Source organism: Comamonas resistens (assembly GCF_030064165.1).
GTDB classification, from domain to species: Bacteria; Pseudomonadota; Gammaproteobacteria; order Burkholderiales; family Burkholderiaceae_C; genus Comamonas; species Comamonas resistens.
In genome coordinates, this window is sequence record NZ_CP125947.1 from 1,626,112 (window position 1) to 1,649,076 (window position 22,965).

Annotated in this window: 21 protein-coding genes and 1 other RNA gene; 8 read left to right on the forward strand and 14 right to left on the reverse strand. The window is 61.4% G+C overall.

The annotated features are described in order from the left end of the window. Positions 1–132 precede the first annotated feature (132 nt). Positions 133–1,743, forward strand: a complete 1,611-nt coding sequence (rmuC, locus tag QMY55_RS07515) for a DNA recombination protein RmuC (RefSeq protein WP_456064500.1) — start codon at positions 133–135, stop codon at positions 1,741–1,743. Beyond that, entirely contained in the window at positions 1,740–2,933 is a 1,194-nt protein-coding gene (locus tag QMY55_RS07520) for an MFS transporter (RefSeq protein ID WP_283488028.1), read from the forward strand. The genes rmuC and QMY55_RS07520 overlap by 4 nt, the downstream gene beginning before the upstream one ends. Positions 2,934–3,063: 130 nt before the next feature. Here the strand turns inward: QMY55_RS07520 and lapB are convergent, their stop codons facing one another. The 9 genes from lapB to gyrA form a co-directional block, all read right to left on the reverse strand. Next, positions 3,064–4,221, reverse strand: a complete 1,158-nt coding sequence (lapB, locus tag QMY55_RS07525) for a lipopolysaccharide assembly protein LapB (RefSeq protein WP_283488029.1) — start codon at positions 4,219–4,221, stop codon at positions 3,064–3,066. After that, positions 4,211–4,555 (reverse strand): LapA family protein, encoded by a 345-nt coding sequence (locus tag QMY55_RS07530; RefSeq protein WP_283488030.1) that lies wholly within the window; start codon positions 4,553–4,555, stop codon positions 4,211–4,213. Before QMY55_RS07530 ends, lapB begins: the two co-directional genes overlap by 11 nt. A 69-nt stretch (positions 4,556–4,624) precedes the next feature. Beyond that, on the reverse strand, positions 4,625–4,939 hold the full coding sequence (locus QMY55_RS07535) for an integration host factor subunit beta (RefSeq protein WP_283488031.1): 315 nt from the start codon (positions 4,937–4,939) through the stop codon (positions 4,625–4,627). 107 nt (positions 4,940–5,046) lie between these two features. After that, a complete protein-coding gene (rpsA, locus tag QMY55_RS07540) occupies positions 5,047–6,729 on the reverse strand; it encodes a 30S ribosomal protein S1 (RefSeq protein ID WP_283488032.1) in 1,683 nt (560 codons plus the stop codon). 183 nt (positions 6,730–6,912) lie between these two features. Continuing rightward, a complete protein-coding gene (locus tag QMY55_RS07545) occupies positions 6,913–8,985 on the reverse strand; it encodes a bifunctional 3-phosphoshikimate 1-carboxyvinyltransferase/cytidylate kinase (protein ID WP_283488033.1) in 2,073 nt (690 codons plus the stop codon). 111 nt (positions 8,986–9,096) lie between these two features. Continuing rightward, entirely contained in the window at positions 9,097–9,993 is an 897-nt protein-coding gene (locus QMY55_RS07550) for a prephenate dehydrogenase (RefSeq protein ID WP_283488034.1), read from the reverse strand. Beyond that, positions 9,993–11,093: a prephenate dehydratase gene (pheA, locus tag QMY55_RS07555; protein WP_283488035.1), complete on the reverse strand. Its 1,101-nt coding sequence runs from the start codon at positions 11,091–11,093 to the stop codon at positions 9,993–9,995. The genes QMY55_RS07550 and pheA overlap by 1 nt, the downstream gene beginning before the upstream one ends. Before the next feature lie 135 nt (positions 11,094–11,228). Continuing rightward, positions 11,229–12,338: a 3-phosphoserine/phosphohydroxythreonine transaminase gene (serC, locus tag QMY55_RS07560; RefSeq protein WP_283488036.1), complete on the reverse strand. Its 1,110-nt coding sequence runs from the start codon at positions 12,336–12,338 to the stop codon at positions 11,229–11,231. A 111-nt stretch (positions 12,339–12,449) separates the two neighbouring features. Continuing rightward, the gene (gyrA, locus tag QMY55_RS07565; RefSeq protein ID WP_283488037.1) at positions 12,450–15,155 is read right to left on the reverse strand and encodes a DNA gyrase subunit A; all 2,706 of its coding nucleotides are present in this window, start codon (positions 15,153–15,155) and stop codon (positions 12,450–12,452) included. A 229-nt stretch (positions 15,156–15,384) separates the two neighbouring features. On the opposite strand from gyrA, the gene ompA reads away from it, so the two are divergent. From ompA to QMY55_RS07595, 6 genes are all read left to right on the forward strand, one after another. Beyond that, positions 15,385–16,026, forward strand: a complete 642-nt coding sequence (ompA, locus tag QMY55_RS07570; RefSeq protein WP_283488038.1) for an outer membrane protein OmpA — start codon at positions 15,385–15,387, stop codon at positions 16,024–16,026. An 85-nt stretch (positions 16,027–16,111) separates the two neighbouring features. After that, positions 16,112–16,825 (forward strand): bifunctional 2-polyprenyl-6-hydroxyphenol methylase/3-demethylubiquinol 3-O-methyltransferase UbiG, encoded by a 714-nt coding sequence (ubiG, locus tag QMY55_RS07575; protein ID WP_283488039.1) that lies wholly within the window; start codon positions 16,112–16,114, stop codon positions 16,823–16,825. Positions 16,826–16,830: 5 nt separating this feature from the next. Beyond that, complete coding sequence (gph, locus tag QMY55_RS07580) at positions 16,831–17,496, forward strand: phosphoglycolate phosphatase (protein WP_283488904.1); 666 nt, start codon at positions 16,831–16,833, stop codon at positions 17,494–17,496. Positions 17,497–17,508: 12 nt separating this feature from the next. Further along, positions 17,509–17,885, forward strand: a transfer-messenger RNA (tmRNA) gene (ssrA, locus tag QMY55_RS07585). Between the two features lie 440 nt (positions 17,886–18,325). Next, entirely contained in the window at positions 18,326–18,604 is a 279-nt protein-coding gene (locus tag QMY55_RS07590) for a type II toxin-antitoxin system TacA family antitoxin (protein ID WP_029577227.1), read from the forward strand. Beyond that, entirely contained in the window at positions 18,601–19,104 is a 504-nt protein-coding gene (locus QMY55_RS07595) for a GNAT family N-acetyltransferase (protein ID WP_053821302.1), read from the forward strand. Before QMY55_RS07590 ends, QMY55_RS07595 begins: the two co-directional genes overlap by 4 nt. A gap of 15 nt (positions 19,105–19,119) precedes the next feature. Here the strand turns inward: QMY55_RS07595 and QMY55_RS07600 are convergent, their stop codons facing one another. The 5 genes from QMY55_RS07600 to QMY55_RS07620 all read right to left on the reverse strand — a co-directional run bounded on the left by QMY55_RS07600 (position 19,120) and on the right by QMY55_RS07620 (position 22,961). Then, complete coding sequence (locus QMY55_RS07600) at positions 19,120–19,551, reverse strand: LacI family transcriptional regulator (protein ID WP_283488040.1); 432 nt, start codon at positions 19,549–19,551, stop codon at positions 19,120–19,122. Next, positions 19,548–20,903: a recombinase family protein gene (locus QMY55_RS07605; RefSeq protein ID WP_283488041.1), complete on the reverse strand. Its 1,356-nt coding sequence runs from the start codon at positions 20,901–20,903 to the stop codon at positions 19,548–19,550. The genes QMY55_RS07600 and QMY55_RS07605 overlap by 4 nt, the downstream gene beginning before the upstream one ends. Further along, positions 20,900–21,406, reverse strand: a complete 507-nt coding sequence (locus QMY55_RS07610) for a DUF2924 domain-containing protein (RefSeq protein WP_222228008.1) — start codon at positions 21,404–21,406, stop codon at positions 20,900–20,902. Before QMY55_RS07610 ends, QMY55_RS07605 begins: the two co-directional genes overlap by 4 nt. Beyond that, the gene (locus tag QMY55_RS07615; RefSeq protein WP_283488042.1) at positions 21,403–21,621 is read right to left on the reverse strand and encodes a hypothetical protein; all 219 of its coding nucleotides are present in this window, start codon (positions 21,619–21,621) and stop codon (positions 21,403–21,405) included. Before QMY55_RS07615 ends, QMY55_RS07610 begins: the two co-directional genes overlap by 4 nt. 125 nt (positions 21,622–21,746) lie before the next feature. Further along, positions 21,747–22,961, reverse strand: a complete 1,215-nt coding sequence (locus QMY55_RS07620) for a hypothetical protein (protein WP_151022076.1) — start codon at positions 22,959–22,961, stop codon at positions 21,747–21,749. Positions 22,962–22,965 lie beyond the last annotated feature (4 nt).

The window sequence follows — 22,965 nt, forward strand, 5'->3', positions numbered from 1 at the left end:
TGGCGAAATCTATGCGAAATATGGCTGCAGCGCTTGCCCAGTAAGCGCTGTCAGCTATGAAAACAAAAGTGCGAAAGGCATGGCAAGACAGTGACGACGTGGTGGCTTGGGTTGGCGGCGGCAGCCGTATTGATCGTGGTCCTGCTTTTGGTGCTGCTGTGGCGGCTGCAGGACTTGCGCCGTCAGACCGAATCAGCGCTGGGACCGGAGGCCCTGAGACTGCAGGCCCAGTTGCTGCAAGGCATGCAGGCACTGGATATGCGGCTGCAACAGCTGGAGCGCAGCAGCCAGAGCACACAGATGAGTGTGGCCAAAAGCGATGGTGCACTCGATCGTGTGACGCAGCATGTGCAGACACAGCTGGCCCAGGCCCAGCAAGATGCCCAGCTGGCGCGCCGGGAGCAGGGGGCCGCCCTGACCGGTTTTCGGGAAGAAGTGAGCCAGCTGGCGCAGCGCCTGACGGCGGACAGCCAGCAGGCCCGTGCGGCGCTGGTGCAAAGCAGTATCGAGCAGACGGCTCATGTGCAGCAGCGCTTCGAGGCGCTGGCAGAAACTACGCGCGGCATATTGGACTCGCTCAAGGGGGATATCCAGCAGCAGCTCACCCATATGAGCACCAATATGGGCGCGGCGCTCAAGGACCAGCTCACGGGTAATGGCGAACAATTGCGCCATCAGTTTGCGGTGCTGCAGGATGCCGTGAGCCAGCAACTGGGGGCATTGGCGCAAGGCCAGCAGACCACGGCCGAGCAACTGCGCGGTACGCTCAACGAGCGGCTGGCCACGATTCAAAGCGATAACGCCGCCCGGCTCGACGAGATGCGGCGCACCGTCGATGAGAAACTCCATGCCACGCTGGAGCAGCGTCTGGGCGAATCCTTCAAGCTGGTCAGCGACCGGCTGGAGCAGGTGCACAAAGGCCTGGGCGAGATGCAGACCCTAGCGGGCAGCGTGGGCGATCTCAAGCGCGTGATGACCAATGTGAAGTCGCGCGGCACCTGGGGCGAGCTGCAGCTGGGCTCCATCATCGACAATGTGTTGACGCCCGAGCAGTACGCCAGGAACGTCAAGACCGTGCCGGGCAGCGACGAGCTGGTGGAGTTTGCGATCCGCCTGCCGGGCCGCCACGACGAGCAGCCCGTGTGGTTGCCCATCGATGCCAAGTATCCGGTCGAGCATTACCAGCGCCTGCAGGATGCGCAGGACAGTGCGGATCGCGTGGCCATCATGGCTGCGGGCAATGCGTTTGAAACCTCGATTCGCGGTGAAGCCAAAAAGATCGCCAGCAAATACATCGCGCCGCCGCACACCACGGACTTTGCCGTGATGTATCTGCCCACCGAGGGCCTGTTTGCCGAGGTGCTGCGCCGGCCGGGCCTGGTGGAGGCGCTGCAGAGCGAAAGCCGTATCGTGGTCACCGGCCCGGCGAATCTGGCCGCGATGCTCAGCAGCCTGCAGATGGGCTTCAAGACCCTGGCGATTGAGAAGCGCTCTTCCGAAGTCTGGGGCGTGCTTGGCCAGGTCAAGACGGAGTTTGGCAAGTTCGGTGAAGTGGTCGAGGCCACGCGCAAATCTATTGATGCAGCGGCGCGCAGGTTTGATCAGGTGGGTGTGCGCACCCGAGCCATTCAGCGCCATCTGCGCAATGTGCAGGAGCTGCCGGCCACTGCCGGGCCTGAGCAGCCTTTGTTCCCGGCAACGCCACCAGGCAACGATCAGATCAGTGCCGAGGATGAAGAATGAATGCTGCGTTGCTGCGCTTGATCCTGGCGCAAATCTGCATTCACGGCTGCATGACGGGCATGCGCATGGCCACGCCGTTGCTGGCGCTCAGGGAAGGCTATAGCGCAGCAGCCGTGGGTATGCTGCTGGCACTGTTTGCGCTGACGCAGGTGTTTCTGTCCTTGCCGGCCGGGCGTTATGCCGATCGCCACGGGCTCAAGCGCCCCTTGATCCTCAGTGTGGTGGCTGCGAGCTCCGGGGCTGGTTTGGCGGTGATCTTCCCGCTTTACCCGGTGCTGTGCGCGAGCGCCTTGCTCACCGGAGGTGCGGCAGGCACGGCTCTGATTGCGTTGCAGCGCCATGTGGGCCGCATGGCGCACAACAAGGAGGAGCTGCGCAAGGTCTTCAGCTGGCTGGCCATAGGGCCGGCGATTTCCAATTTCCTGGGGCCGTTCGCCGCGGGCCTGCTGATTGACTACGCAGGAGGCGAAGCTGCCAGCGATGTAGGTTTCAGGGCCGCTTTTGTGCTGCTGGCCTTGATGCCGCTGGCTGCCTGGTTCTGGGCGCGTACGGTGCAGGAGTTGCCGCCTGTGCAAGTCTCTGGTGTCGGTAAAAAGGCCACGGCCTGGGATCTGCTGGAGAACCGAGGTTTCAGGCGTTTGCTGCTGCTGAACTGGGCACTGTCCTCCTGCTGGGATGTGCATACCTTTGTCGTGCCGATTCTGGGGCATGAGCGCGGACTGCCCGCTTCGGTGATCGGCACCATTCTGGGAGCATTTGCGATAGCGGCAGCCGTCATTCGCATGCTGATCCCTATTTTGACGCGCCACCTGGCGGAGTGGCAGGTGGTGCTGGGTGCCATGGTGTCGGCCTGCATTCTGTTCATTGCTTATCCATTCATGCCGGGAGCCTGGAGCATGGGGGGCTGTTCGGTTCTTTTGGGGATCGTGCTGGGCTCGGTGCAACCCATGGTGATGAGCATGATTCACCAGATCACCCCAACCGAGCGACATGGCGAGGCTCTGGGTTTGCGCATGATGGCCATCAACGGCTCCAGCGTTCTGATGCCGGTGCTGTTTGGCTCCCTGGGGGCGGTGGTAGGTGTTTCCGCACTGTTCTGGGCGGTGGGTACGCTGGTGGGCAGTGCGACGCGTCTGCCCTGGTTGATAGGACATCAGGACATGCCCAGGGGCGAATGGGAGCAGCATTAAGGGAGCTGTCCTGAACCTTCCCACGTACCCAGAATCGGTAAAGCAAAAAGCCGACCGGCTTCGCATGCCACCTCTGACGCAGGGAGGGGATGCGAAGCCAGTTGGCTTTTTGATGGCGTGAAGGGGTGGCTTACAACTCTTCGACCCGACGTGCCGGGTAGCTGTCCCAGCTCTGGCATCCTGGGCAATGCCAGAAATGCGTGCGTGCCTCAAAGCCGCAGGCTGCGCAGCGGTAACGTGTCAAAGGCTTGGTGGCATGGTTCAACGCTTTCTGCACGGCACCGTGGTACTGCTCTTCGGCCAGGGTTTCGCCCTCCAGCCATTGGGCTGCGGCTACCAGGGAGGGCTCATGCTGCAGGTGCTCGACGAGGCGCGTGCGGCCCAGGGCATTCGCGCTCTGGCTCTTCTTGTCCAGTGCCACCAGGGCTTGCAATAGGTCCAGCGAGGGCTGCTGCTCATAGTGCTTGAGCAATAGCGCGCGTATGGACTCGATCTCTCCCGTGGCTTCCGCGACTTCCACCATCAGGCTGGCCGCTAGCGGCAGCGCGATGGAGCTGTGCTGTGCCAAGGCCTGCAGGCTGGCCCAGGCCTTGTCGGACTGTCCCTGGCGATGCTGTAGCTGTGCCAGCTCCAGGCGGGGGCGGGGCGCCTGTGGAGCAGTTTCCAGGGCCTGCTGCAGCTGTACAAAAGCCTTGTCGAGCTGGCCGTGGGCTACCTGAGTCTGGGCATCCTCACACAGATAGTGAGCCAGGCGCGTGCTGAAGTCGCCCTGGTTGGCTGCCTGCATTTTGCGCACGATGGCAGCGGCTTGAACCCAGTCACGCGAGCGTTCGTAGATGGCCAGCAGGGCCAGGCGGGCGTCGCTTTCGTACTGCGTGCCTTCCAGTCGATTCAGGGCCTCCTCGGCGCGGTCAAGCAGGCCGGCCTTGAGGAAGTCCTGCGCCAGTGCATGCTGGGCTCGGTCCCGGTCGGGGCGCGAGAGATCGGCGCGGCTCAGCAGATGCTCATGCACGCGCACGGCACGGTTGTATTCGCCGCGGCGGCGAAACAGATTGCCCAGGGCAAAGTGCAGCTCGGTGGTGTCGGGGTCGTTCTGCACGGCCTCGATAAATGCGTCAATCGCCTTGTCCTGCTGCTCGTTGAGCAGAAAGTTCAGGCCCTTGAAATAGGCCCTGGGTGCCTGGCGATTGTCTGCGCGTACCTGGCGCAAATCCCAGCGCGATGCCAGCCAGCCAAGCACAAAGGCGACGGGCAAGCCCAGCAAGATCCAAGTCAGGTTAAATTCCATGCAGGTCGCTCGGGGAGATGATCGAAGAAGAGGACTGGGGTGCAGCGGCGGTGGCGGAGTTCTCTGCCGCGGATGGGTTGGCCGCGGTGGGTGCCGCATGCTTGCCGGCCTGTACTTCGCGGGCGGCGCTGCGATGCTTGAGCCAGCGCGGCACCATGCCCAGCACGCCCACAAACAGCCCCAGCGCGAAAGCTGCAAGCACGATCAACACCAGGGGCGCGGTCCACGCCGTGCCAAAGAAGAAATGCACGGTGGCGTCTTGCTGGTTGTTGAGTGCGAAGGCGAACAGAGTGAAAAAAATGGCTGCCTTGAGCAGCCACAACAGGTATTTCATGCTTCCCCTTGTGTGACGGGAAGATTTTAGGCCAGCCCATGTGCCTGTCGGCAAATAGGCCTGTATTGCTCAGAGTGCCTGCGTGGGCGCCTGCTCTTGAGTCTTGAGGTTGTCCACGGCTTCGCGCAGGGCCTTGCCGGGCTTGAAATGGGGTACGCGCTTGGAGGGGACTTGAACCGATTCTCCGCTGCGGGGGTTGCGGCCGATACGTGGCGGGCGATGATTGATGGCAAAGCTGCCGAAGCCGCGAATTTCGATGCGGTGACCGCGTACCAGTGCGTCGCTGACGGCGTCCAGAATGGTCTTGACGGCCTGTTCTGCATCGCGTTGGTTGAGTTGGCCGAATCGGGCGGCAAGTTCTTCGACGAGGTCGGATCGGGTCATCGGATGATGAAAGCTAGGTTGAAAACAACAACGGGCGCACAAGGCGCCCGTTGTCTTTGACGCTGAGCAGTCGGTCAGACCAGCTGACCGACCGGCTGAGGCAAGAATTACTTGTCAGCGTCCAGCTTGGCGCGCAGCAGGGCGCCCAGGCTGGTGGTACCAGCGTTTTCCTTGGAGGACTGAGCCGACAGAGAAGCCATGGCTGTCTGCTGTTCAGCGTGATCCTTTTGCTTGATGGACAGCTGGATGTTGCGGCTCTTGCGATCCACGTTCACCACCACGGCAGTCACTTCGTCGCCTTCCTTCAGCACGGAACGGGCATCTTCCACGCGGTCGATGGAGATTTCCGAAGCGCGCAGGTAACCGATGATGTCTTCGCCCAGGTCGATTTCAGCGCCCTTGGCGTCCACAGTCTTGACCTTGCCGGTCACGACTTGGCCCTTGTCGTTCACAGTGGTGAACGTGGTGAAGGGGTCGCTGTCCAGTTGCTTGATGCCCAGGGAGATGCGCTCGCGCTCAACGTCCACGGCCAGCACGATGGCTTCGACTTCCTGGCCCTTCTTGTAGTTACGAACAGCGGCTTCGCCGGTTTCGTTCCAGGACAGGTCGGACAGGTGAACCAGGCCGTCGATACCGGCAGCCAGACCCACGAACACGCCGAAGTCGGTGATGGACTTGATGGGGCCCTTCACGCGGTCGCCGCGCTTGGTGTTCTGGGCGAATTCTTGCCAGGGGTTAGCCTTGCACTGCTTCATGCCCAGGGAGATGCGACGCTTGTCTTCGTCGATTTCCAGAACCATGACTTCCACTTCGTCGCCCAGGGACACGAGCTTGGTAGGAGCAATGTTCTTGTTGGTCCAGTCCATTTCGGAAACGTGCACCAGGCCTTCGATGCCGGGTTCCAGTTCCACGAATGCACCGTAGTCGGCAATGTTGGTGACCTTGCCGAACAGACGAGTGCCCGAGGGGTAGCGGCGAGCCACACCCATCCATGGGTCGTCGCCCATTTGCTTCAGACCCAGGGACACGCGGTTCTTTTCGGTGTCGAACTTCAGGATCTTGGCCGTGATTTCCTGGCCGGCAGTCACCACTTCGGAAGGGTGACGCACGCGGCGCCATGCCATGTCGGTGATGTGCAGCAGGCCGTCAATACCGCCCAGGTCCACGAACGCACCGTATTCGGTGATGTTCTTGACCACGCCCTGAACGATAGCGCCTTCCTTCAGGGTTTCCATCAGCTTGGCGCGCTCTTCGCCCATGGAGGCTTCCACCACAGCGCGACGCGACAGCACAACGTTGTTGCGCTTGCGGTCCAGCTTGATGACCTTGAATTCCATGGTCTTGTTTTCGTAGGGGGTCAGGTCCTTGATAGGACGTGTGTCGATCAGCGAACCGGGCAGGAATGCGCGGATGCCGTTGACCAGAACGGTCAGACCGCCCTTGACCTTGCCGGAAGTGGTGCCGGTCACGAATTCGCCGGATTCCAGAGCCTTTTCCAGCGACAGCCAGGAAGCCAGACGCTTGGCGGTGTCGCGCGACAGGATGGTGTCGCCGTAACCGTTTTCGATGGAGCCGATGGCCACGGAAACGAAGTCACCCACTTGGACTTCGACTTCGCCCTGGTCGTTCTTGAACTCGTCCAGAGGCACGTAGGCTTCCGACTTCAGGCCGGCGTTCACCACCACGAAGTTGTGCTCAACGCGCACGACTTCAGCGGTAATGACTTCGCCAGGACGCATTTCGGTGCGTGTCAACGACTCTTCAAAAAGGGCGGCAAAAGATTCAGACATGTAGTTCCTTGACCGCAAACAGGTTTCCGGCAGCACCATTGCCACCGTTTTTATGACTGAATGCGGAGGGTTGCGGGTTTGAGACCCACGGGGTTAAAGGTTAACAACCTTGCTGCCGGCTCGCGATCTGCGGGGCCTGACATCAAGGGCCAACAAGTCAGCTGCGGGGCTGCACCTGAAAAATCAAGAGCGGCCAAACGGCTGGCGTTCCTGCCACCACATCAGCACCTGGGCAACCACTTCTTCAATGGTCATCTCGGAGCTGTCGAGCTGCAAAGAATCCTCGGCGGGCTTGAGTGGCGCGGTCGCGCGATTCATGTCGCGGGCGTCGCGCGCCTCAAGGTCTGCCAAAAGGGTGGAAATATTAGCTGAAATCCCTTTGGAAATCAACTGTTTATGGCGCCGTTCGGCGCGGCATTGGGCGGAAGCCCACAAATAGACCTTGAGCGGCGCATGGGGAAAGATCACCGTGCCCATGTCGCGACCGTCGGCAACCAGGCCGGGAAGAGCCTGGAAAGCCAGTTGCAAATCGACCAGTGCGCCGCGTACGGCGGGCAGGGTGGACACGCGCGAGGCATTCATGCCGGCTTCTTCGCTACGGATGGCCAGACTGATGTCCTCGTCACCGAGCCACACGCGCTGCTGGGCATCAAAATGCACGGGCATCTCAAGCGCCATCTCGGCAATGGCTTCCTCGTTGGATTCGTCCAGCGTCATGCCTGCACGCGATGCGGCCAGGCCCGTGATGCGGTAGAGCGCGCCGGAGTCCAGCAGCTGGTAGCCCAGAGCCTTGGCGACTTCTGCGGCAATCGTGCCCTTGCCCGAGGCCGTGGGGCCGTCGATGCAGATCACGGGGATATGTTCGCGCTCGGTCTGGCAGACCGAGAACAGGGCCTCGAAATAGTCGGGGAAGGTCTTGGCCACGCACTTTGGGTCTTCGATGCGCACGGGCAGTTTGGCCGGATTGAAAGCGGCCAGCGAAAAGCACATGGCGACGCGATGGTCGTCATAAGTGTGAATGCTGGCGGCCTTCCAATGGGCCTTGGTCGCTGGTGGCGTGATGCGGATAAAGTCCGCGCCTTCCTCCACCGTGGCGCCGAGCTTGCGCAGCTCTATGGCCATGGCGGCGATGCGGTCGGTTTCCTTCACGCGCCAGCTGGCGATATTGCGCAGCGTGGTCACTCCGTCGGCATACAGGGCCATCACGCCCAGCGTCATGGCGGCGTCGGGGATATGGTTGCAATCGAGGTCGATGGCCTTGAGAGGCCAGCTGCCACGGCTGACCTGCAGCCAGTTGGGGCCGCTTTCAACTTGCGCTCCCATGGCCTGGGCGGCTTCGATAAAGCGGATATCGCCTTGAATCGAGTCCTGGCCCACACCCAGAATGCGGATGCTCTTGCGCTCCGCCGTGCTGTCGGCATCGGCTTCATCGATTGTGCCGGTGGCAATGGCCCCCAGGGCGATGAAGTAACTTGCGGAGGAGGCGTCGGCCTCCACATGGATGGCACCGGGCGACTGGTAGCGGCTGCCTGCGGGAATCACAAAGCGCTGCCAGCTGTCATTCTTTACGGCAATGCCGAAGCGCGCCAGCAGCTCCAGCGTGATGTGGATATAGGGTTTGGAGATCAGCTCGCCCACCACTTCGATGGTGATATCGCGCTGTGCCCCGGGGACATTGGCCAACAAGGGCAAGGCCATCAGCAGCGAGGTCAGGAACTGGCTGGAGACATCGCCGCGCACCTTGATGGATTCGCTACCCAGCTGGCTGAAGTCGGGCTGTCCGATCTTCAGGGGCGGAAAACCTTCATCCTTCAGATAGTCGATCTTGCAGCCCAGCTGGCGCAGCGCATCGACCAGGTCGCCGATCGGGCGTTCGTACATCCGGGGCACGCCGGTCATCTCGAAGTCGCCGCCCAGCACCGACAGCGCCGCAGTCAGCGGGCGCATGGCCGTGCCGGCATTGCCCAGGAACAGCGTGGCCGCAGTGCCGGCCGGCAGCTGACCACCGATGCCGGTGACCGCAATGGCCTGGCCAGGGGTGACGACGTCCGGGCTGATGCTGCATCCCAGCTGCTTGAGTCCGGCCAGCATGACGCGGGTGTCGTCCGAATCCAGCAGGTCGTGAATGGTGGTCGTGCCCTGGCTCATCGCCGCCAGCAGCAGCACGCGATTGGAGATGCTCTTGGAGCCGGGCAGGCTGACGGTGCCGTTGGCGGAGTCCAGTGCGGGCAGATCCAGGAATTCAGTCGTGAACATATCTATTGCTCCCTGAGCTGCTTGGCAGCTTCCCCCTAGCGGGGACGAGGCCCTTGCAGCGCGGCGGCGCTTGCTCGGTGTCTCTTTGATGGAATGTGTTGCGTTTCAGATTCAGCTGCTGCGCTTGGTGCCCATTTTCCAGTGGGCGCGGGCCGCGCTGGCCAGCGTCAGCCGGTCTTGCAGGCCCTGGCCGTCATCGGCCTGCATCAGAGCTTCAAGCTGCTCCAGTGCCTGACGGAAGTTGCGCGACTGGGCCAGCACCTGTTCGCGGTTGGCCAGCAGCACATCGCGCCAGAGTTTGGGGTCGCCGGCGCCGATGCGGGTGAAGTCGCGAAAGCCAGGGCCGGCCAGCGACAGGACCTCATCGGCATTGGGCTGGTTGAGCACGCTTTGCATCATGGCAAAAGCCAGTAGATGGGGCAGGTGGCTGACGGTGGCCAGGGCGCTGTCGTGCGCTTCGGGCGACATGGCTTTGACGTTGCAGTCCAGTGCCTGCCACAGCGCCTGGGCCCTGGTCAGATGGGCCGTCAGCGTGCGCTCGGTGGGCGTCAGAATGACCTGCGCGCCACGGTACAGATTGACGTCGGCATGCTCCACGCCGGCCACTTCCTTGCCGGTGATGGGGTGGGCGGGCACAAAGCTGCCGATCTGGTCGCGCAGCGCCGAACGTGCGGCTTGCACCACATCGACCTTGGTCGAGCCCACGTCCATGATCATCATCTGGGGCGTGACCAGATGCTTGATGGACTTGAGCGTGGCTTCGGTGGCGGCCACGGGCACGGCCAGCAGCACCAGATCGGCTCCGGCGGCGGCCAGCAGGGCCGAGGGGGCCTCCACATCGATCACGCCCATCTGCCGGGCACGCTCGGTGGTGGAGGGGGATTTGCTATAGCCCACCACGCGCTTGACCAGGCCCGCTTTTTTCAGGGCCAGCGCAAACGAGCCGCCCATGAGGCCGCAGCCAATCAAGCCCAGTTGCTCGAAGGGCTGCACTTGCTGAGTTGCCATCACTTGCTCGCAGGGTAGGTGCCCAGCACCTTGTAGAAGGCGCACAGGCTGCGCAACTCATCGAGTGCGGCGGCCACATTGGCCTGGGCCGGATGGCCTTCGATGTCGATATAGAAGTAGTACTCCCACTGGCCGGTGCGCGCGGGGCGTGACTCGAAGCGCGTCATGGACACGCCGTGTTTCTTCAGTGGCACCAACAGGTCATGCACGGCGCCAGCGATATTGGGCACGGACACCACCAGGCTGGTGCAGTCATGGCCGCTGGGGGCGGCCGTGGCCAGCGTATGGGGCAGGCAGATGACGGCAAAGCGCGTGCGGTTGTAGGCGTCGTCCTGAATCGCATGGCTGACGATGTGCAGGCCGAACTGCTGGGCCGCGCGTTCGCCGGCGATACCTGCCCAATTGGGATGCAGGGCGGCCAGGCGTGCGCCTTCGGCATTGCTTTCCACGGGGCGGCGCTCGGCATGGGGCAGATGCTTGGACAGCCAACCCTGGCATTGGGCCAGGGCTTGCGGATGGGCGGCCACGACTTCGACGCCATCCAGCGTGTTGCTGGTGCGCATCAGGTTGTGGCGGATCAGCATGCTGACTTCGCCGACCACATGGCATGGCGTGTGTAGGAACATGTCCAGCGAGCGTGTGACCACGCCCTCGTTGGAGTTCTCCACGCCCACCACGCCGTACTGGGCGCTGCCGGCGGCCGTGGCATGAAAGACTTCCTCGAAGCTGTTGCAGTACATCAGGTCGGCCGCGCCGCCGAAGTACTGGATCGCCGCTTCTTCGCAGAAGGTGCCGGCAGGGCCGAGCACGGCCACGCGCTGGGGCGATTCCAGCGCCAGGCAGGCGGACATGATTTCGCGCCAGATGGCGGCCACATGGGCGCCCTTCAGGGGGCCGGGGTTGTTGGACTTGATCTTCTCGATCACCTGGGCCACACGGTCCGGGCGGAAGAAGGCCGAGCCTTCTTTCTTCTTGAGTTCGCCCACCTGTTCAGCCACATGGGCGCGCTGGTTGACCAGTTCCAGCAACTGGCGATCCAGCGAGTCGATCTGGTTGCGCAGCGTCAGCAACTCGGGGCTGGCTTGGGGGTCTTGGCTCATGAAATCCTCGGTTCTTGTAGCTGCTGGCGCTTATCCCGCAATGATTTCAATCTCATAAATGGTGAAATTCATTGGCTGGTAAGCGTCAGCAGCTCATCTTTTTCAATCGGTGCGATGCTTGGCGCAGGGCACGGCTCAGGCCTGATGCTGCTCGAAATCCTGCATATAGGCGATCAGCGCCTGCACGCCTTCAATGGGCATGGCGTTGTAGATGCTGGCGCGCATGCCGCCCACGGACTTGTGGCCCTTGAGCTGCAGCAGGCCGGCTTGCTTGGCGCCGGCCAGGAAGGCATCGTTGCGCGATTCGTCGCGCAGGAAGAACGGAATGTTCATGCGCGAGCGGCAGTTCTCCGCCACCTTGTTCACGTAAAAGCGCGACTGGTCCACATAGTCATAGAACAGCTTGGCCTTGGCGATATTGCGCGCCTCCATGGCGGCCACGCCAGTCAGATCACCTTCCTTTTGCTCCTTGAGCCATTTGAAGGTCAGGCCGGCCATATAGATGCCCCAGGTTGGAGGCGTGTTGTACATGCTGCCGTTGTCGGCCACGATTTTGTAGTCGAAAGCGCTGGGGCAGATGGGCAGGGCGTGACCCAGCAGATCTTCGCGCACGATGACGATGGTCAGGCCGGCAGGGCCGATGTTTTTTTGAGCGCCGCCAAAGGCCAGACCCACGCGGCTCCAGTCGATGGAGCGCGAAGCCACATGCGAGGAGAAGTCCACGACCAGCGGGGCATCCGAGCCCAGGGTCTTAAGGTCGGGCAGTTCCTGGAATTCCACGCCATGGATGGTCTCGTTGCTGCAGATATGGACATAGCTGGCGCCGCGGCTCAGCTGCCATGACGAGGCCGCGGGAATCGTGGTGTAGGCGCTTTCCTTGGCCGTGGCGGCGATATGCGATTCGCTGGCGTACTTGGCCGCTTCCTGAGCCGACTTCTGGCTCCAGCTGCCGGTGACCACAAAATCCACCACGCCGGCGCGCGACAGGTTCATGGGCACGATGGCGTTCTCGGCAATGCCGCCGCCCTGCATGAACAGAATCCTGAAGTGGGCAGGTACGGCCAGCAGCTCGCGCAGATCGGCTTCGGCGGCCTCGTAAATGCTGATGAATTCCTTGCCGCGATGGCTCATTTCCATCACGCCCATACCGGAACCTTGCCAGTCCAGCATTTCGGCGGCTGCGGTCTGCAGCACTTCTTCAGGGATGGCGGCGGGGCCTGCGGAGAAGTTAAAAGGGCGGTTCATCAGATTTACGCTCAAAACATGTGAAGGCGCTTGTGTAGCTTGCGCTCTCAGCTATCAAAAACATTGCGCCACGGGCAAGTGGGCAGGCCCGTGGCGACTGGGGGCCGCAGCTTAGGAAGCGTCGCCGGACTCGGCAGAGCCTTCTGCGGCATCGCTGCCTGCCTCGTTGCCTTCTGCACCGTCGGCGTTCTCGCCACCTGCATCATTCGCATCGTTTTCCACAATGCGCTGCAGACCGATGAGCTTGGCGCCTTCGTCCAGGTTGATCAGCGTCACGCCTTGCGTGGCACGGCCCAGTTCGCGGATTTCCGCGACGCGGGTACGCACCAGCACGCCAGTGTCGGTGATCAGCATGATCTCGTCCTCGGGCGCCACCAGGGTGGCAGCCACGACCTTGCCGTTGCGTTCGGACTGCTGGATTGCAATCATGCCCTTGGTGCCGCGGCCGTGGCGCGTGTACTCGCTGATGGCCGTGCGCTTGCCATAGCCATTTTCGGTGGCGGTCAACACGCTTTGCGAACCTTCGGCCACGTTGCCCGTGCCGTCGTCGGCTTCGGCGACCAGCATGGCAATCACGCTCTGGTGCTCCTCGATGTTCATGCCGCGCACGCCGCGTGCATTGCGGCCCATGGGGCGCACATCGTTTTCGTCGAAGCGCACCGCCTTGCCGCCATCGCTGAACAGCATCACATCGTGCGCACCGTCCGTCAGCGCCGCGCCAATCAGGAAGTCGCCTTCGTCCAGACCCACGGCAATGATGCCGGCCTTGCGCGGGTTGCTGAACTCGGTCAGCGCCGTCTTCTTGACGGTGCCCATGCTGGTGGCCATGAAGACGTAGTGATCTTCGGGGAAGCTGCGGTTATCGCCCGTGAGCGGCAGCACCACATTGATCTTCTCGCCGTCCTGCAGCGGGAACATGTTGACGATGGGGCGGCCGCGCGAGCCGCGCGAGCCCGAAGGCACTTCCCAGACCTTGAGCCAGTACATGCGGCCGCGGTTGGAGAAGCACAGCAGATAGTCGTGTGTGTTGGCAATGAAGAGCTGGTCGATCCAGTCGTCTTCCTTGGTGGCCGTGGCCTGCTTGCCACGCCCGCCGCGCTTTTGCGCGCGGTATTCGCTCAAGGGTTGGCTCTTGATATAGCCGGTGTGCGAGAGCGTCACCACCATGTCGGTGGGCGTGATCAGATCTTCGGTGGACAGGTCTTGCGCGCTGTACTCGACGGTGGAGCGGCGCTCGCCCTTCTTGGACTGGCCGAACTCGGCCTTCACGGCGTTCAGCTCTTCGCCAATGATGATGGAGACGCGCTCGGGCTTGGCCAGGATATCCAGCAGGTCTTCGATGACCGACATGATGTCCTTGTACTCGGCCACAATCTTGTCCTGCTCCAGACCGGTCAGGCGCTGCAGGCGCATCTGCAGGATTTCCTGGGCCTGGGTTTCGGACAGGCGGTACAGACCGTTGCTCTGCATGCCGAACTCGACTTCCAGGCCCTCGGGGCGATAGTCGTCGGCATTGACCACGCCGCCATCGGTGCGGGTGCGGGTCAGCATCTCGCGCACCAGCTTGCTGTCCCAGGATTTTTCCATCAGCGCGGCCTTGGCCACGGGAGGTGTGGGAGCGTTGCGGATGATGGCGATGAAGTCGTCGATATTGGCCAGTGCGACGGCCAGACCTTCCAGCACATGGCCGCGGTCGCGCGCCTTGCGCAGCTCGAACACGGTGCGGCGGGTCACCACTTCGCGGCGGTGCTCCAGGAAGACCTGGATCAGATCCTTCAGGTTGCAGAGCTTGGGCTGGCCGTTGACCAGGGCCACCATGTTCATGCCGAAGGTGTCTTGCAGCTGGGTCAGCTTGTAGAGGTTGTTGAGCACCACCTCGGGCACTTCGCCGCGCTTCAATTCGATCACCAGGCGCATGCCGGACTTGTCCGACTCGTCCTGGATATGGCTGATGCCCTCGATCTTCTTTTCGTGCACCAGCTCGGCCATGCGCTCCTGCAGCGTCTTCTTGTTGACCTGGTAGGGCAGCTCGTCAACGATGATGGACTGACGCTGACCCTTGTCGATGTCCTCGAAGTGGCACTTGGCACGCATCACCACGCGGCCACGGCCGGTGCGATAGCCTTCCTTGACGCCGTTGATGCCGTAGATGATGCCGGCCGTGGGGAAGTCCGGTGCGGGAATGATCTCCATCAGCTCGTCGATGGAAGCTTCGGGGTTCTGCAGCAAATGCAGGCAGCCGTCCACTACCTCATTGAGGTTGTGCGGCGGGATATTCGTGGCCATACCCACGGCAATACCCGAGGAGCCATTGACCAGCAGGTTAGGCAGGCGGCTTGGCAGCACCAGCGGCTCCTGCTCGGAGCCGTCGTAGTTAGGGCCGAAGTCCACCGTCTCCTTGTCGATGTCGCCCAGCATTTCATGAGCGATCTTGGAGAGGCGGATTTCCGTGTAACGCATGGCAGCGGCGCTGTCGCCGTCCACCGAGCCGAAGTTGCCCTGACCATCGACCAGCATGTGGCGCAGCGAGAAGTCCTGCGCCATACGCACGATGGTGTCGTAGACCGCGATGTCGCCGTGAGGGTGGTACTTACCGATGACGTCACCGACGATACGCGCCGACTTCTTGTAGGGGCGGTTCCAGTCGTTATTGAGTTCGTGCATGGCGTACAGAACGCGGCGGTGCACGGGCTTGAGGCCATCACGCGCATCAGGAAGCGCCCGGCCCACGATCACGCTCATGGCGTAATCGAGATAACTGCGACGCATCTCCTCTTCAAGGCTGATGGGCAGAGTTTCTTTAGCAAACTGGGTCATGTCTAGTGATACTTTGACGGCTGGAAAACGACCATTTTAGGTCGAATGACGTGTGGCAGCAGAGCAACATAACTCAGGAATTACGCAGCTGTCCTACTTGTTGGTGCCTAGTTGACAACACTCTTGCATGTTACGTATGGCACAATCGTTTCAACGTTTTTGGTGATGGTCACTAATGACGTCCACAGATTCGCAGCCTTGCTGCGGCTTTTTCCCCAAGAGGAGAACCATGAAGAAACTGAACAAAGTGGCGATGTTGTTTGCCTCTGCTGCCCTCGTGACGGCCGCCGGCGCACAAGTTAAGGCTGCAAACGGCGGCAACGTCATCGACAACTGGCAAAACGGCACCAGCGAGCTGGTGTGGAAGAACGGCACCAACGAACTGTGCTGGCGCGATGCCAACTGGACCCCTGCAACTGCCGCTGTTGATTGCGACGGTGCACTGAAGGCTCAAGTTGCTGCTCCTGCTCCCGCTGTTGTTGCTCCTCCCGTTGCTCCTCAGCCTGCTGTGGCCTCCAAGGTTACTTACTCTGCAGACGCTTTCTTCGACTTCGACAAGTCGGTGCTGAAGCCCGCAGGCAAGGCCAAGCTGGATGACCTGACCGGCAAGATCAAGGACATCAACCTGGAAGTCATCATTGCCGTGGGTCACACTGACTCCGTGGGCTCTGCTGCTTACAACCAGAAGTTGTCCGTGCGTCGCGCTGAAGCTGTGAAGGCTTATCTGGTGTCCAAGGGCATCGAAAAGAGCCGCGTGTACACCGAAGGCAAGGGCAAGACCCAGCCCGTGGCAGACAACAAGACTGCTGCTGGCCGCGCCCAGAACCGTCGCGTGGAAATTGAAGTGGTGGGCACTCGCGCTGCTCAGTAATCTTTCGATTGCTACACAAGAAAGCCCCGGTAACGGGGCTTTTTTTATGCACGAGTCGTTGCCGTAATCGCCGACAATTGAACCCATGACCAACACGATCAATGCCGACCCAGCAGAACTGGAGAAGTTCTCCAGTCTGGCCCACCGCTGGTGGGATCCCGAGAGTGAATTCAAGCCTTTGCATCAGATCAATCCGCTTCGGCTGGAGTGGATTGACGGGCAGGCTCCGTTGCAAGGCAAGCGCGTACTGGATGTGGGGTGTGGTGGTGGCATCCTGGCGGACTCCATGGCGCGCAAAGGCGCGGAGGTCATGGGAGTGGATCTGGCAACCAAGGCACTGCGTGTTGCGCAGCTGCATGCGCTGGAGACTGGGACCCCCAATATTCAATACCACGAGGTCAGCGTCGAGCAGCTGGCGCAGGAGCGGCCCGCGTCCTTTGATGTGGTGACTTGCATGGAGATGCTCGAGCATGTGCCCGATCCCTCATCCATCGTGAGAGCCTGTGCGACCTTGGTCAGACCTGGTGGCTGGGTGTTCTTTTCCACGATCAATCGCAATGCCAAGGCCTTCGGGTTGGCCATTGTGGCGGCCGAGTATGTGCTCAAGATGATTCCTAAGGGCACTCATGAATACGCCAAGTTGCTGCGCCCCAGCGAACTGGCGCGATTTGCTCGTGATGCCGGGCTGGATGTGCAGGGTAGCAAAGGGCTTGAGCACAACCCGGTGACAGGTCGCTATTGGCTCAGCAATGACACATCGGTCAATTACATGTTGGCCACGCGCCGCCCCCAGGAGTGATGTTCATGTGGAATCATGTGCAAGCGGTACTGTTTGATCTGGACGGTACCTTGATCGATAGCGCACCGGATTTGGGGGCTGCGGCGGACAAGATGCGTGTAGACCGTGGAATGGCATCACTGTCTTTGGCTTCCTACCGTCATATGGCGGGAGCCGGTGCTCGTGGGATGCTGGGCATTGCCTTTGGCATGACGCCAGAGTCTGATGGCTTTGCCGAGATGCGGGAGGAATTTTTCCGCAACTATGAGCGATGCATGACGGAGCGCACATATGCCTTTGAAGGTGTTGTGCAAATGATTCATTCCTTGCAGGCTGCGCCACTGACATGGGGGGTTGTCACCAACAAGCCCATGCGCTTTGCCGATCCGCTGACCCAGCAGATGCCCTTGTTTGCAGGTGCAGCAACTGTGGTCAGTGGCGACACCACGCCTTATTCCAAGCCTCACCCTGAACCATTGCTGGAGGCTGCTAGACGCATGAATATTGCGCCTGAACGCTGCATTTATGTTGGAGATGATGAGCGTGACATGCAGGCGGGTCGTGCTGCGGGCATGAAAACGGTTGCGGCTTGCTACGGTTATCTGGGCTTGAAGGCTGATACAAGTCATTGGGAGGCTGATGCACACATCAATTCGCCCCTTGAGCTTTTGAAACTGCTGGGAAGAGGCTAAAATAACTACCAAGGGGCTGTCCTGGTTTCGACGTGGGTTCGGGATCGGTGCGGTGCATGTCGAGCTTGAGTGATGCTCGTAAATCTCCATTCAAAAAACTAACTGCAAACGACGAACGTTTCGCACTCGCCGCTTAATCCGGTGAGCCTTGCAACAGCACGCTAGTGGGCTGGGCAAGGGGGTAGCAATACCTCCCGGCTGCAAGGGAATTTACATTAGCTGGCTGGATACCGGGCTTCTTGGTATTTGGCGAGATTTAAGGAAGCTGGCTACCCAAGCAGCGTGTGCCTGCGGGGTTTGGGTGGCGAGATCTAAAACAGAGCACTAAACATGTAGATCTGTCCGACGAAGGCTTACGGACGCGGGTTCAATTCCCGCCAGCTCCACCAATAATGAAACCCCAACCGTTCTCGGTTGGGGTTTTTTCTTGCCCGATCGCGCCGGTTCCCGCGTGTTGTTGGGGGCTCCTGCGGAAGCCTGCGGACTTCGCCGGTCAGCCTCCCAGCCCGTTCCGGGCCACATTCCACTCTCTCTTAGCCATTCCTCGCTCCGACCTCGCTCCCTGAAAGTTGCCCGAAGTCCGCAAGGGCCACAAGTCAGCGCCATACAGATCAAAGGGTTACGCGCGGACGAATCAAGCGGTTGGATTGCAGCATCGGGTGGCGAAGGACACGCTGCGGGTGCGTTTCGTCGGTAGTTATCGAGAACTACCGACATGTCGCAACGCGAAAGTACGTGCTTGGATGGTGGCTAAGATAAGGAACCTATTGTCAGGACAATGTCCGGACGAGTACAATAAAGGAATCCAATATCAGTCCGGAGGGGCACCATGAGCACCCTGAATCTTTCCAAGACCGAACGCATTGACGTTCGTGCCAGCACGCCGGTCAAGCAGCTGCTTCAAGAAGCCGCACGCGCCTGCCACAAGAACGTCAGCGAGTTCCTGCTCGACGCGGGCGTGACGGCGGCCGCGCAGACGCTGGCGGATCGTCGCCAGTTCGTGCTGGACGACACACAGTGGCAGGCCTTCCAGGAGGCGCTGGACCGCCCGGTGCAAAGCAAGCCGCGTCTGAAGAAGTTGCTGCGTGAACCTGGGGTGCTGGATTGAGCAATGACTACTCGCCCGTTCGCAAGCTGGCTGCAACGGATCAGGTCGATGCGTTCGACTGCGGCCAGGCCGCGCTGAACCAGTTCCTGCAGCGCTACGCGCTCGTCAACCAGAAGGCCAACAGCGCGCAGACCTATGTCTGCTGCCAGGGTGACGTGGTGGTCGGCTTCTACAGCCTAGCCGTTGGTAGCGTCGATCCGGAAGCCACGCCGTCGAGAGTGATGAAGGGGCTGGCGCGCCACCCGGTGCCGGTCATGATCCTGGCCCGGCTCGCCGTGGACAAGGAGCATCAGCGTAAAGGTCTGGGCCAGGCCTTGCTCAAGGATGCACTGCTGCGCACCGCACAGGCCGCCGACATTGCGGGTATCCGCTGCCTGTTGGTCCATGCCAAGGACGACGCAGCACGGCAGTGGTACGAATCGTGGGAATTCGACCCCAGCCCGACTGATCCGTACCATCTGTTCCTGATGCTCAAGGATCTCAAAGGCATGTTGAGCTGAGGTGGTGTCTCCACCTCAGAGTCCGACTCTCTCCCGCTGCTCATCCCACAGCGCTGGCGGATCAACCGCCAGATCAAACAGCGTGACGTGGTTCGGCAATTCGTCGTCCAGGATGGCCGCCACGATGTCGGGTGCCAGCGTGGTCAGGTTGACCATCCGGCTGACGTAGCTGTTGTCGATCCCCTCCCGCGTGGCGATTTCTTTCAAGGACTTCGCTTCCCCCGATTCCAGCATCGCCAGCCAGCGGTGACCCCTGGCCAGCGCCAATTGAATGGAGGTCGGTGCCACGTCCCATGGTCTGACCGGTGCAGTCTCACCGTTCGGGAGAGTGACCAGCTTGCGGCCGCTGCGCCGCTTGATCTGGATCGGCACAGACACAGTTAGCCGGCCATCACTCGCCTCAACGATGTCCGGCTCGCCAGTTTTCTGGATGCGGATGTCGCTCATGCCAACGCCTCCGCTTGTTGCTCGACCGGCTCGGGACGCAGTTCCAGCACCAGGCGTTCGATGCCGTTGGCGCGCAATCGCACCTCGAGGTCATTGGGCGAAACGATCACCTTCTCGACCAGCAATTTCACGATCCGGGTCTGCTCCGCCGGGAACAGTTGATCCCAAATCGCGTCGAGTCGGGTCATGGCCACGGTGATCTTGGCCTCGTCCAGCGTTGGGTCGAGCTTGATCGCCTGTGGCAGCATGTCGCCGAGCAGATTCGGGGCACGCAGGATCGCGCGCAGTTGATCGAGTACCGCCGATTCGAGTTCTGCGGCAGGCAGTCGCGGCAGACCCGAGGCGCCCGCGTGTTCCTTGGCGTCGCGCTGGGGCACGTAGTAACGGTAGCGTCGGCCATTCTTCTTGGTGGTGTGCCACGGCGACAGCGCACGGCCGTCGTTGCCGAACACGATGCCCTTGAGTAGATAGGGAACCTTGGCCCGCGTCGTGTTGCCCCGCACCCGGCCGTTGGTATCGAGGATCGCGTGGACGCTGTCCCACAGTTCGCGGCTGATGATGGGCGGATGCTCGGCCTGGTACCACTGGTCCTTGTGCCGCAACTCGCCAAGGTAGGTTCGGTTGCTCAGGAGCTTGTAGATGTGACCCTTGTCGATCGGCCTGCCATCGCGGGTCTTACCGTCTTGCGTGGTCCACGCCTTCGACGTCACGCCATCCAGTTTTAGCTCTTTAACCAGTGCGGTGCTGGACCCGAGTTCGACGAAGCGCTGGAAGATGTGCCGGATCAGCTTGGCCTCACGCTCGTTGGGCACCAACCGCCGGTTCTCGACGTCGTAGCCCAGCGGCGGCACGCCGCCCATCCACATGCCCTTGCGCTTGCTAGCGGCGATCTTGTCGCGGATGCGCTCGCCAGTGACCTCGCGCTCGAACTGCGCGAAGGAGAGCAGGATGTTCAGCATCAACCGGCCCATCGAGTTCGTAGTGTTGAACTGCTGGGTGACCGACACGAACGACACGCCGTAGCGCTCGAACACCTCGACCATCTTGGAGAAGTCCGCCAGGCTACGCGTCAGGCGGTCGATCTTGTAGATGACGACCACGTCAATCTTGCCAGCTTCGATGTCCGCCATCATGCGCTGGAGCGCCGGGCGCTCCATGTTGCCGCCAGAAAAGGCGGGATCATCGTAATCGTCGGCGACCGGAATCCAACCCTCCGCGCGCTGGCTGGCGATGTAGGCGTGACCGGCATCGCGCTGAGCATCGATGGAGTTGTATTCCTGGTCCAGCCCTTCATCGGTGGATTTGCGCGTGTAGACCGCGCAGCGCATGCGGCGCTTCAAGACTTCGCTCATCGACCACCTCTCTTCTTGGTGGCGGGCTTGGTCTTGGCATTGGATGGCGGCTTGAGCCCAAAGAACAGTGGCCCCGACCAGCGCATGCCGGTGATTTCGCGGGCGATCATCGAGAGGCTCGGGCACATGCGGCCCTGGAAGTCATATTGGCCGTCGGCGGTCGCGATCACGCGGTACTCGACGCCTTTGTATTCACGGACCAGCACCGTGCCTGCGGCCGGACGGTAGTCGCGGTCGCGCTTTTTCACCTTGCCAGTTTCGACCAAAGATTGGATGCGACGCTGATTGCGATCCAGCAGATTGGCGTTGACCTTGCGGAACTCAAGCTCCTGCAGTCGGTAGGCAATCCGGCGTTCGAGGAACTGGCGGTTGTGGGTGGGTGTGTCGCCACCGACCAGCTTCTGCCAGAGTGCCCGGATCTCTGCCATCGGCATCTCGGGCAGCCTGGCGATCTGCGCCGCCACCGACGGCGGCGTGGAAAATAATGGTGTTTGTGTACTCATTTGGACTCCGTAGTTATCTTGTTGACGGGGTCTGCATGAACGCGCTGGTTGCCAGAGAAGCCAAGCTCAAACTCGCTCGCTTCTGCCCTGGCTGCGGACTGCTCTGTGCCGGTGATACGCAGGCGTGCCAGGCCGTTGGCCAGCAACGACGCGATCTCGTGGCGACGCTGCTCCGGCGTCATCCGCTCCGGTGGTAAATGGTTGATTTGATGCATTGGTGGCGGTCCTCTCGGTCAAACTCACATGCAGTGAAATTGTCCGGATGGACTGCCGCCGACACCATGAGGGAGTTTCGGAGCCGTGCGAACCGATGCGGGTTGCTGCGAAAAGCAGGTCCCTTTTAGCTCGCCAGATGACGGGCGAGGATGGTCTTCATCAACGAATTGCCTGGCTGGGTGCTGGCGATCATGTCCCGGATCTGCTCGTTGACCTGCTGGGTTGGCAACCCAGCGTTCTCCGCCGCCTGCGTGACTGCCGAATAAGCATCGAGCACATCAGCGCCGGTGATCTCATAGCCGTGTCCAAGAGAGATCCAACGCAACGCGGCGAGGCCTGCGGCGAGCGCGAATGCTGGCTGCTTCTCGGCGTAGTCACGGGCAGCGCGCGTCAGCGTGCGTGGATCGGTCGGGCTGCGCGTGCCCAGCTCGATCGCCGCATTGAACAAACCCGCATCCTTGGCAGCGGCGAACCACTTGCCCTCGGCGCCAGGCGTGCTGGCTACCAGGTCGCGTAGGATCTCTTCCGGCTGCTTATGGGGATACTTCTTGGCAATGGCGCGAAACGTCGCCAGGTTCGTTGTGCCCTGATTCGCCTCGATGGCGTAGCGGCGGTAGGCCTCGTCGAGCAAGCCCGAGGACAACAGGATTTCTTCGCAGGCCTGGGCAATCTGCCAGCCAGGATCATTGAGACCGCGCGACTCCTCGGCATAGCGGATCGCCTCCGCCTTCCTGCCCATCGCTGCCAATGCCTTCACGCCCCAGCGCCGATCGTGCCACCACTTGAACCGCGCCTTGTCGAGTAACGCCAACAGTTCCTGGTGGCGGCCCGCCGCGTACATCGATGCTAGGCAAGCGCTGGTGCCTTTGAAAAATCCATGTCCGGAAGCCTTCGGGCTCCACACGCTCTCGACGACCGGCAAAAACTCATCGGCCCAGTGCGACGCCAGTTCCGGCGTCACGCATAACTCTCCCCAGTAATCGCCGAGCACTTCGATGTAGGGTATCTCGTCTTCCTGCAGCGCTTGCCACAAGCGTCCGAGCCAGCGTAGTCGCAGCTTCGGCTCGACATCGGCCTTGGCAATGATCGGCACCAGTGCGTCGATGGCCTTATTGACCGCCGAGCCCAGGGCACCCGAGGAACTATCAACCTGCTCGAGCGCCGGGGACAACTTTTCGAGGAGTTGCACCGCACCCTCGGCTGCGAGCAGCGGCTCCTTGCGCGCGACCTGCTTGATTTCCGCGAGGGCTTCCTTGATACGCTGAATTGGCGTATCGGATCGCCAGCCGAAGGCGTGACGACGGAAGCGGGAACTGAACTGCCATTTGTGCGCGCTCACGACC

Excerpts from the sequence above, each read along its gene's own strand:
- gyrA (WP_283488037.1), bottom strand. The coding sequence starts at position 15,155 with ATGACCCAGTTTGCTAAAGAAACTCTGCCCATCAGCCTTGAAGAGGAG.
- gph (WP_283488904.1), top strand. The coding sequence starts at position 16,831 with ATGTGGAATCATGTGCAAGCGGTACTGTTTGATCTGGACGGTACCTTG.
- QMY55_RS07615 (WP_283488042.1), bottom strand. The coding sequence starts at position 21,621 with ATGCATCAAATCAACCATTTACCACCGGAGCGGATGACGCCGGAGCAG.
- QMY55_RS07545 (WP_283488033.1), bottom strand. The coding sequence starts at position 8,985 with ATGTTCACGACTGAATTCCTGGATCTGCCCGCACTGGACTCCGCCAAC.
- QMY55_RS07610 (WP_222228008.1), bottom strand. The coding sequence starts at position 21,406 with ATGAGTACACAAACACCATTATTTTCCACGCCGCCGTCGGTGGCGGCG.
- QMY55_RS07605 (WP_283488041.1), bottom strand. The coding sequence starts at position 20,903 with ATGAGCGAAGTCTTGAAGCGCCGCATGCGCTGCGCGGTCTACACGCGC.
- serC (WP_283488036.1), bottom strand. The coding sequence starts at position 12,338 with ATGAACCGCCCTTTTAACTTCTCCGCAGGCCCCGCCGCCATCCCTGAA.
- pheA (WP_283488035.1), bottom strand. The coding sequence starts at position 11,093 with ATGAGCCAAGACCCCCAAGCCAGCCCCGAGTTGCTGACGCTGCGCAAC.
- QMY55_RS07550 (WP_283488034.1), bottom strand. The coding sequence starts at position 9,993 with ATGGCAACTCAGCAAGTGCAGCCCTTCGAGCAACTGGGCTTGATTGGC.
- lapB (WP_283488029.1), bottom strand. The coding sequence starts at position 4,221 with ATGGAATTTAACCTGACTTGGATCTTGCTGGGCTTGCCCGTCGCCTTT.
- QMY55_RS07590 (WP_029577227.1), top strand. The coding sequence starts at position 18,326 with ATGAGCACCCTGAATCTTTCCAAGACCGAACGCATTGACGTTCGTGCC.
- QMY55_RS07520 (WP_283488028.1), top strand. The coding sequence starts at position 1,740 with ATGAATGCTGCGTTGCTGCGCTTGATCCTGGCGCAAATCTGCATTCAC.
- ubiG (WP_283488039.1), top strand. The coding sequence starts at position 16,112 with ATGACCAACACGATCAATGCCGACCCAGCAGAACTGGAGAAGTTCTCC.
- rpsA (WP_283488032.1), bottom strand. The coding sequence starts at position 6,729 with ATGTCTGAATCTTTTGCCGCCCTTTTTGAAGAGTCGTTGACACGCACC.
- QMY55_RS07530 (WP_283488030.1), bottom strand. The coding sequence starts at position 4,555 with ATGAAATACCTGTTGTGGCTGCTCAAGGCAGCCATTTTTTTCACTCTG.
- ompA (WP_283488038.1), top strand. The coding sequence starts at position 15,385 with ATGAAGAAACTGAACAAAGTGGCGATGTTGTTTGCCTCTGCTGCCCTC.
- QMY55_RS07535 (WP_283488031.1), bottom strand. The coding sequence starts at position 4,939 with ATGACCCGATCCGACCTCGTCGAAGAACTTGCCGCCCGATTCGGCCAA.
- QMY55_RS07600 (WP_283488040.1), bottom strand. The coding sequence starts at position 19,551 with ATGAGCGACATCCGCATCCAGAAAACTGGCGAGCCGGACATCGTTGAG.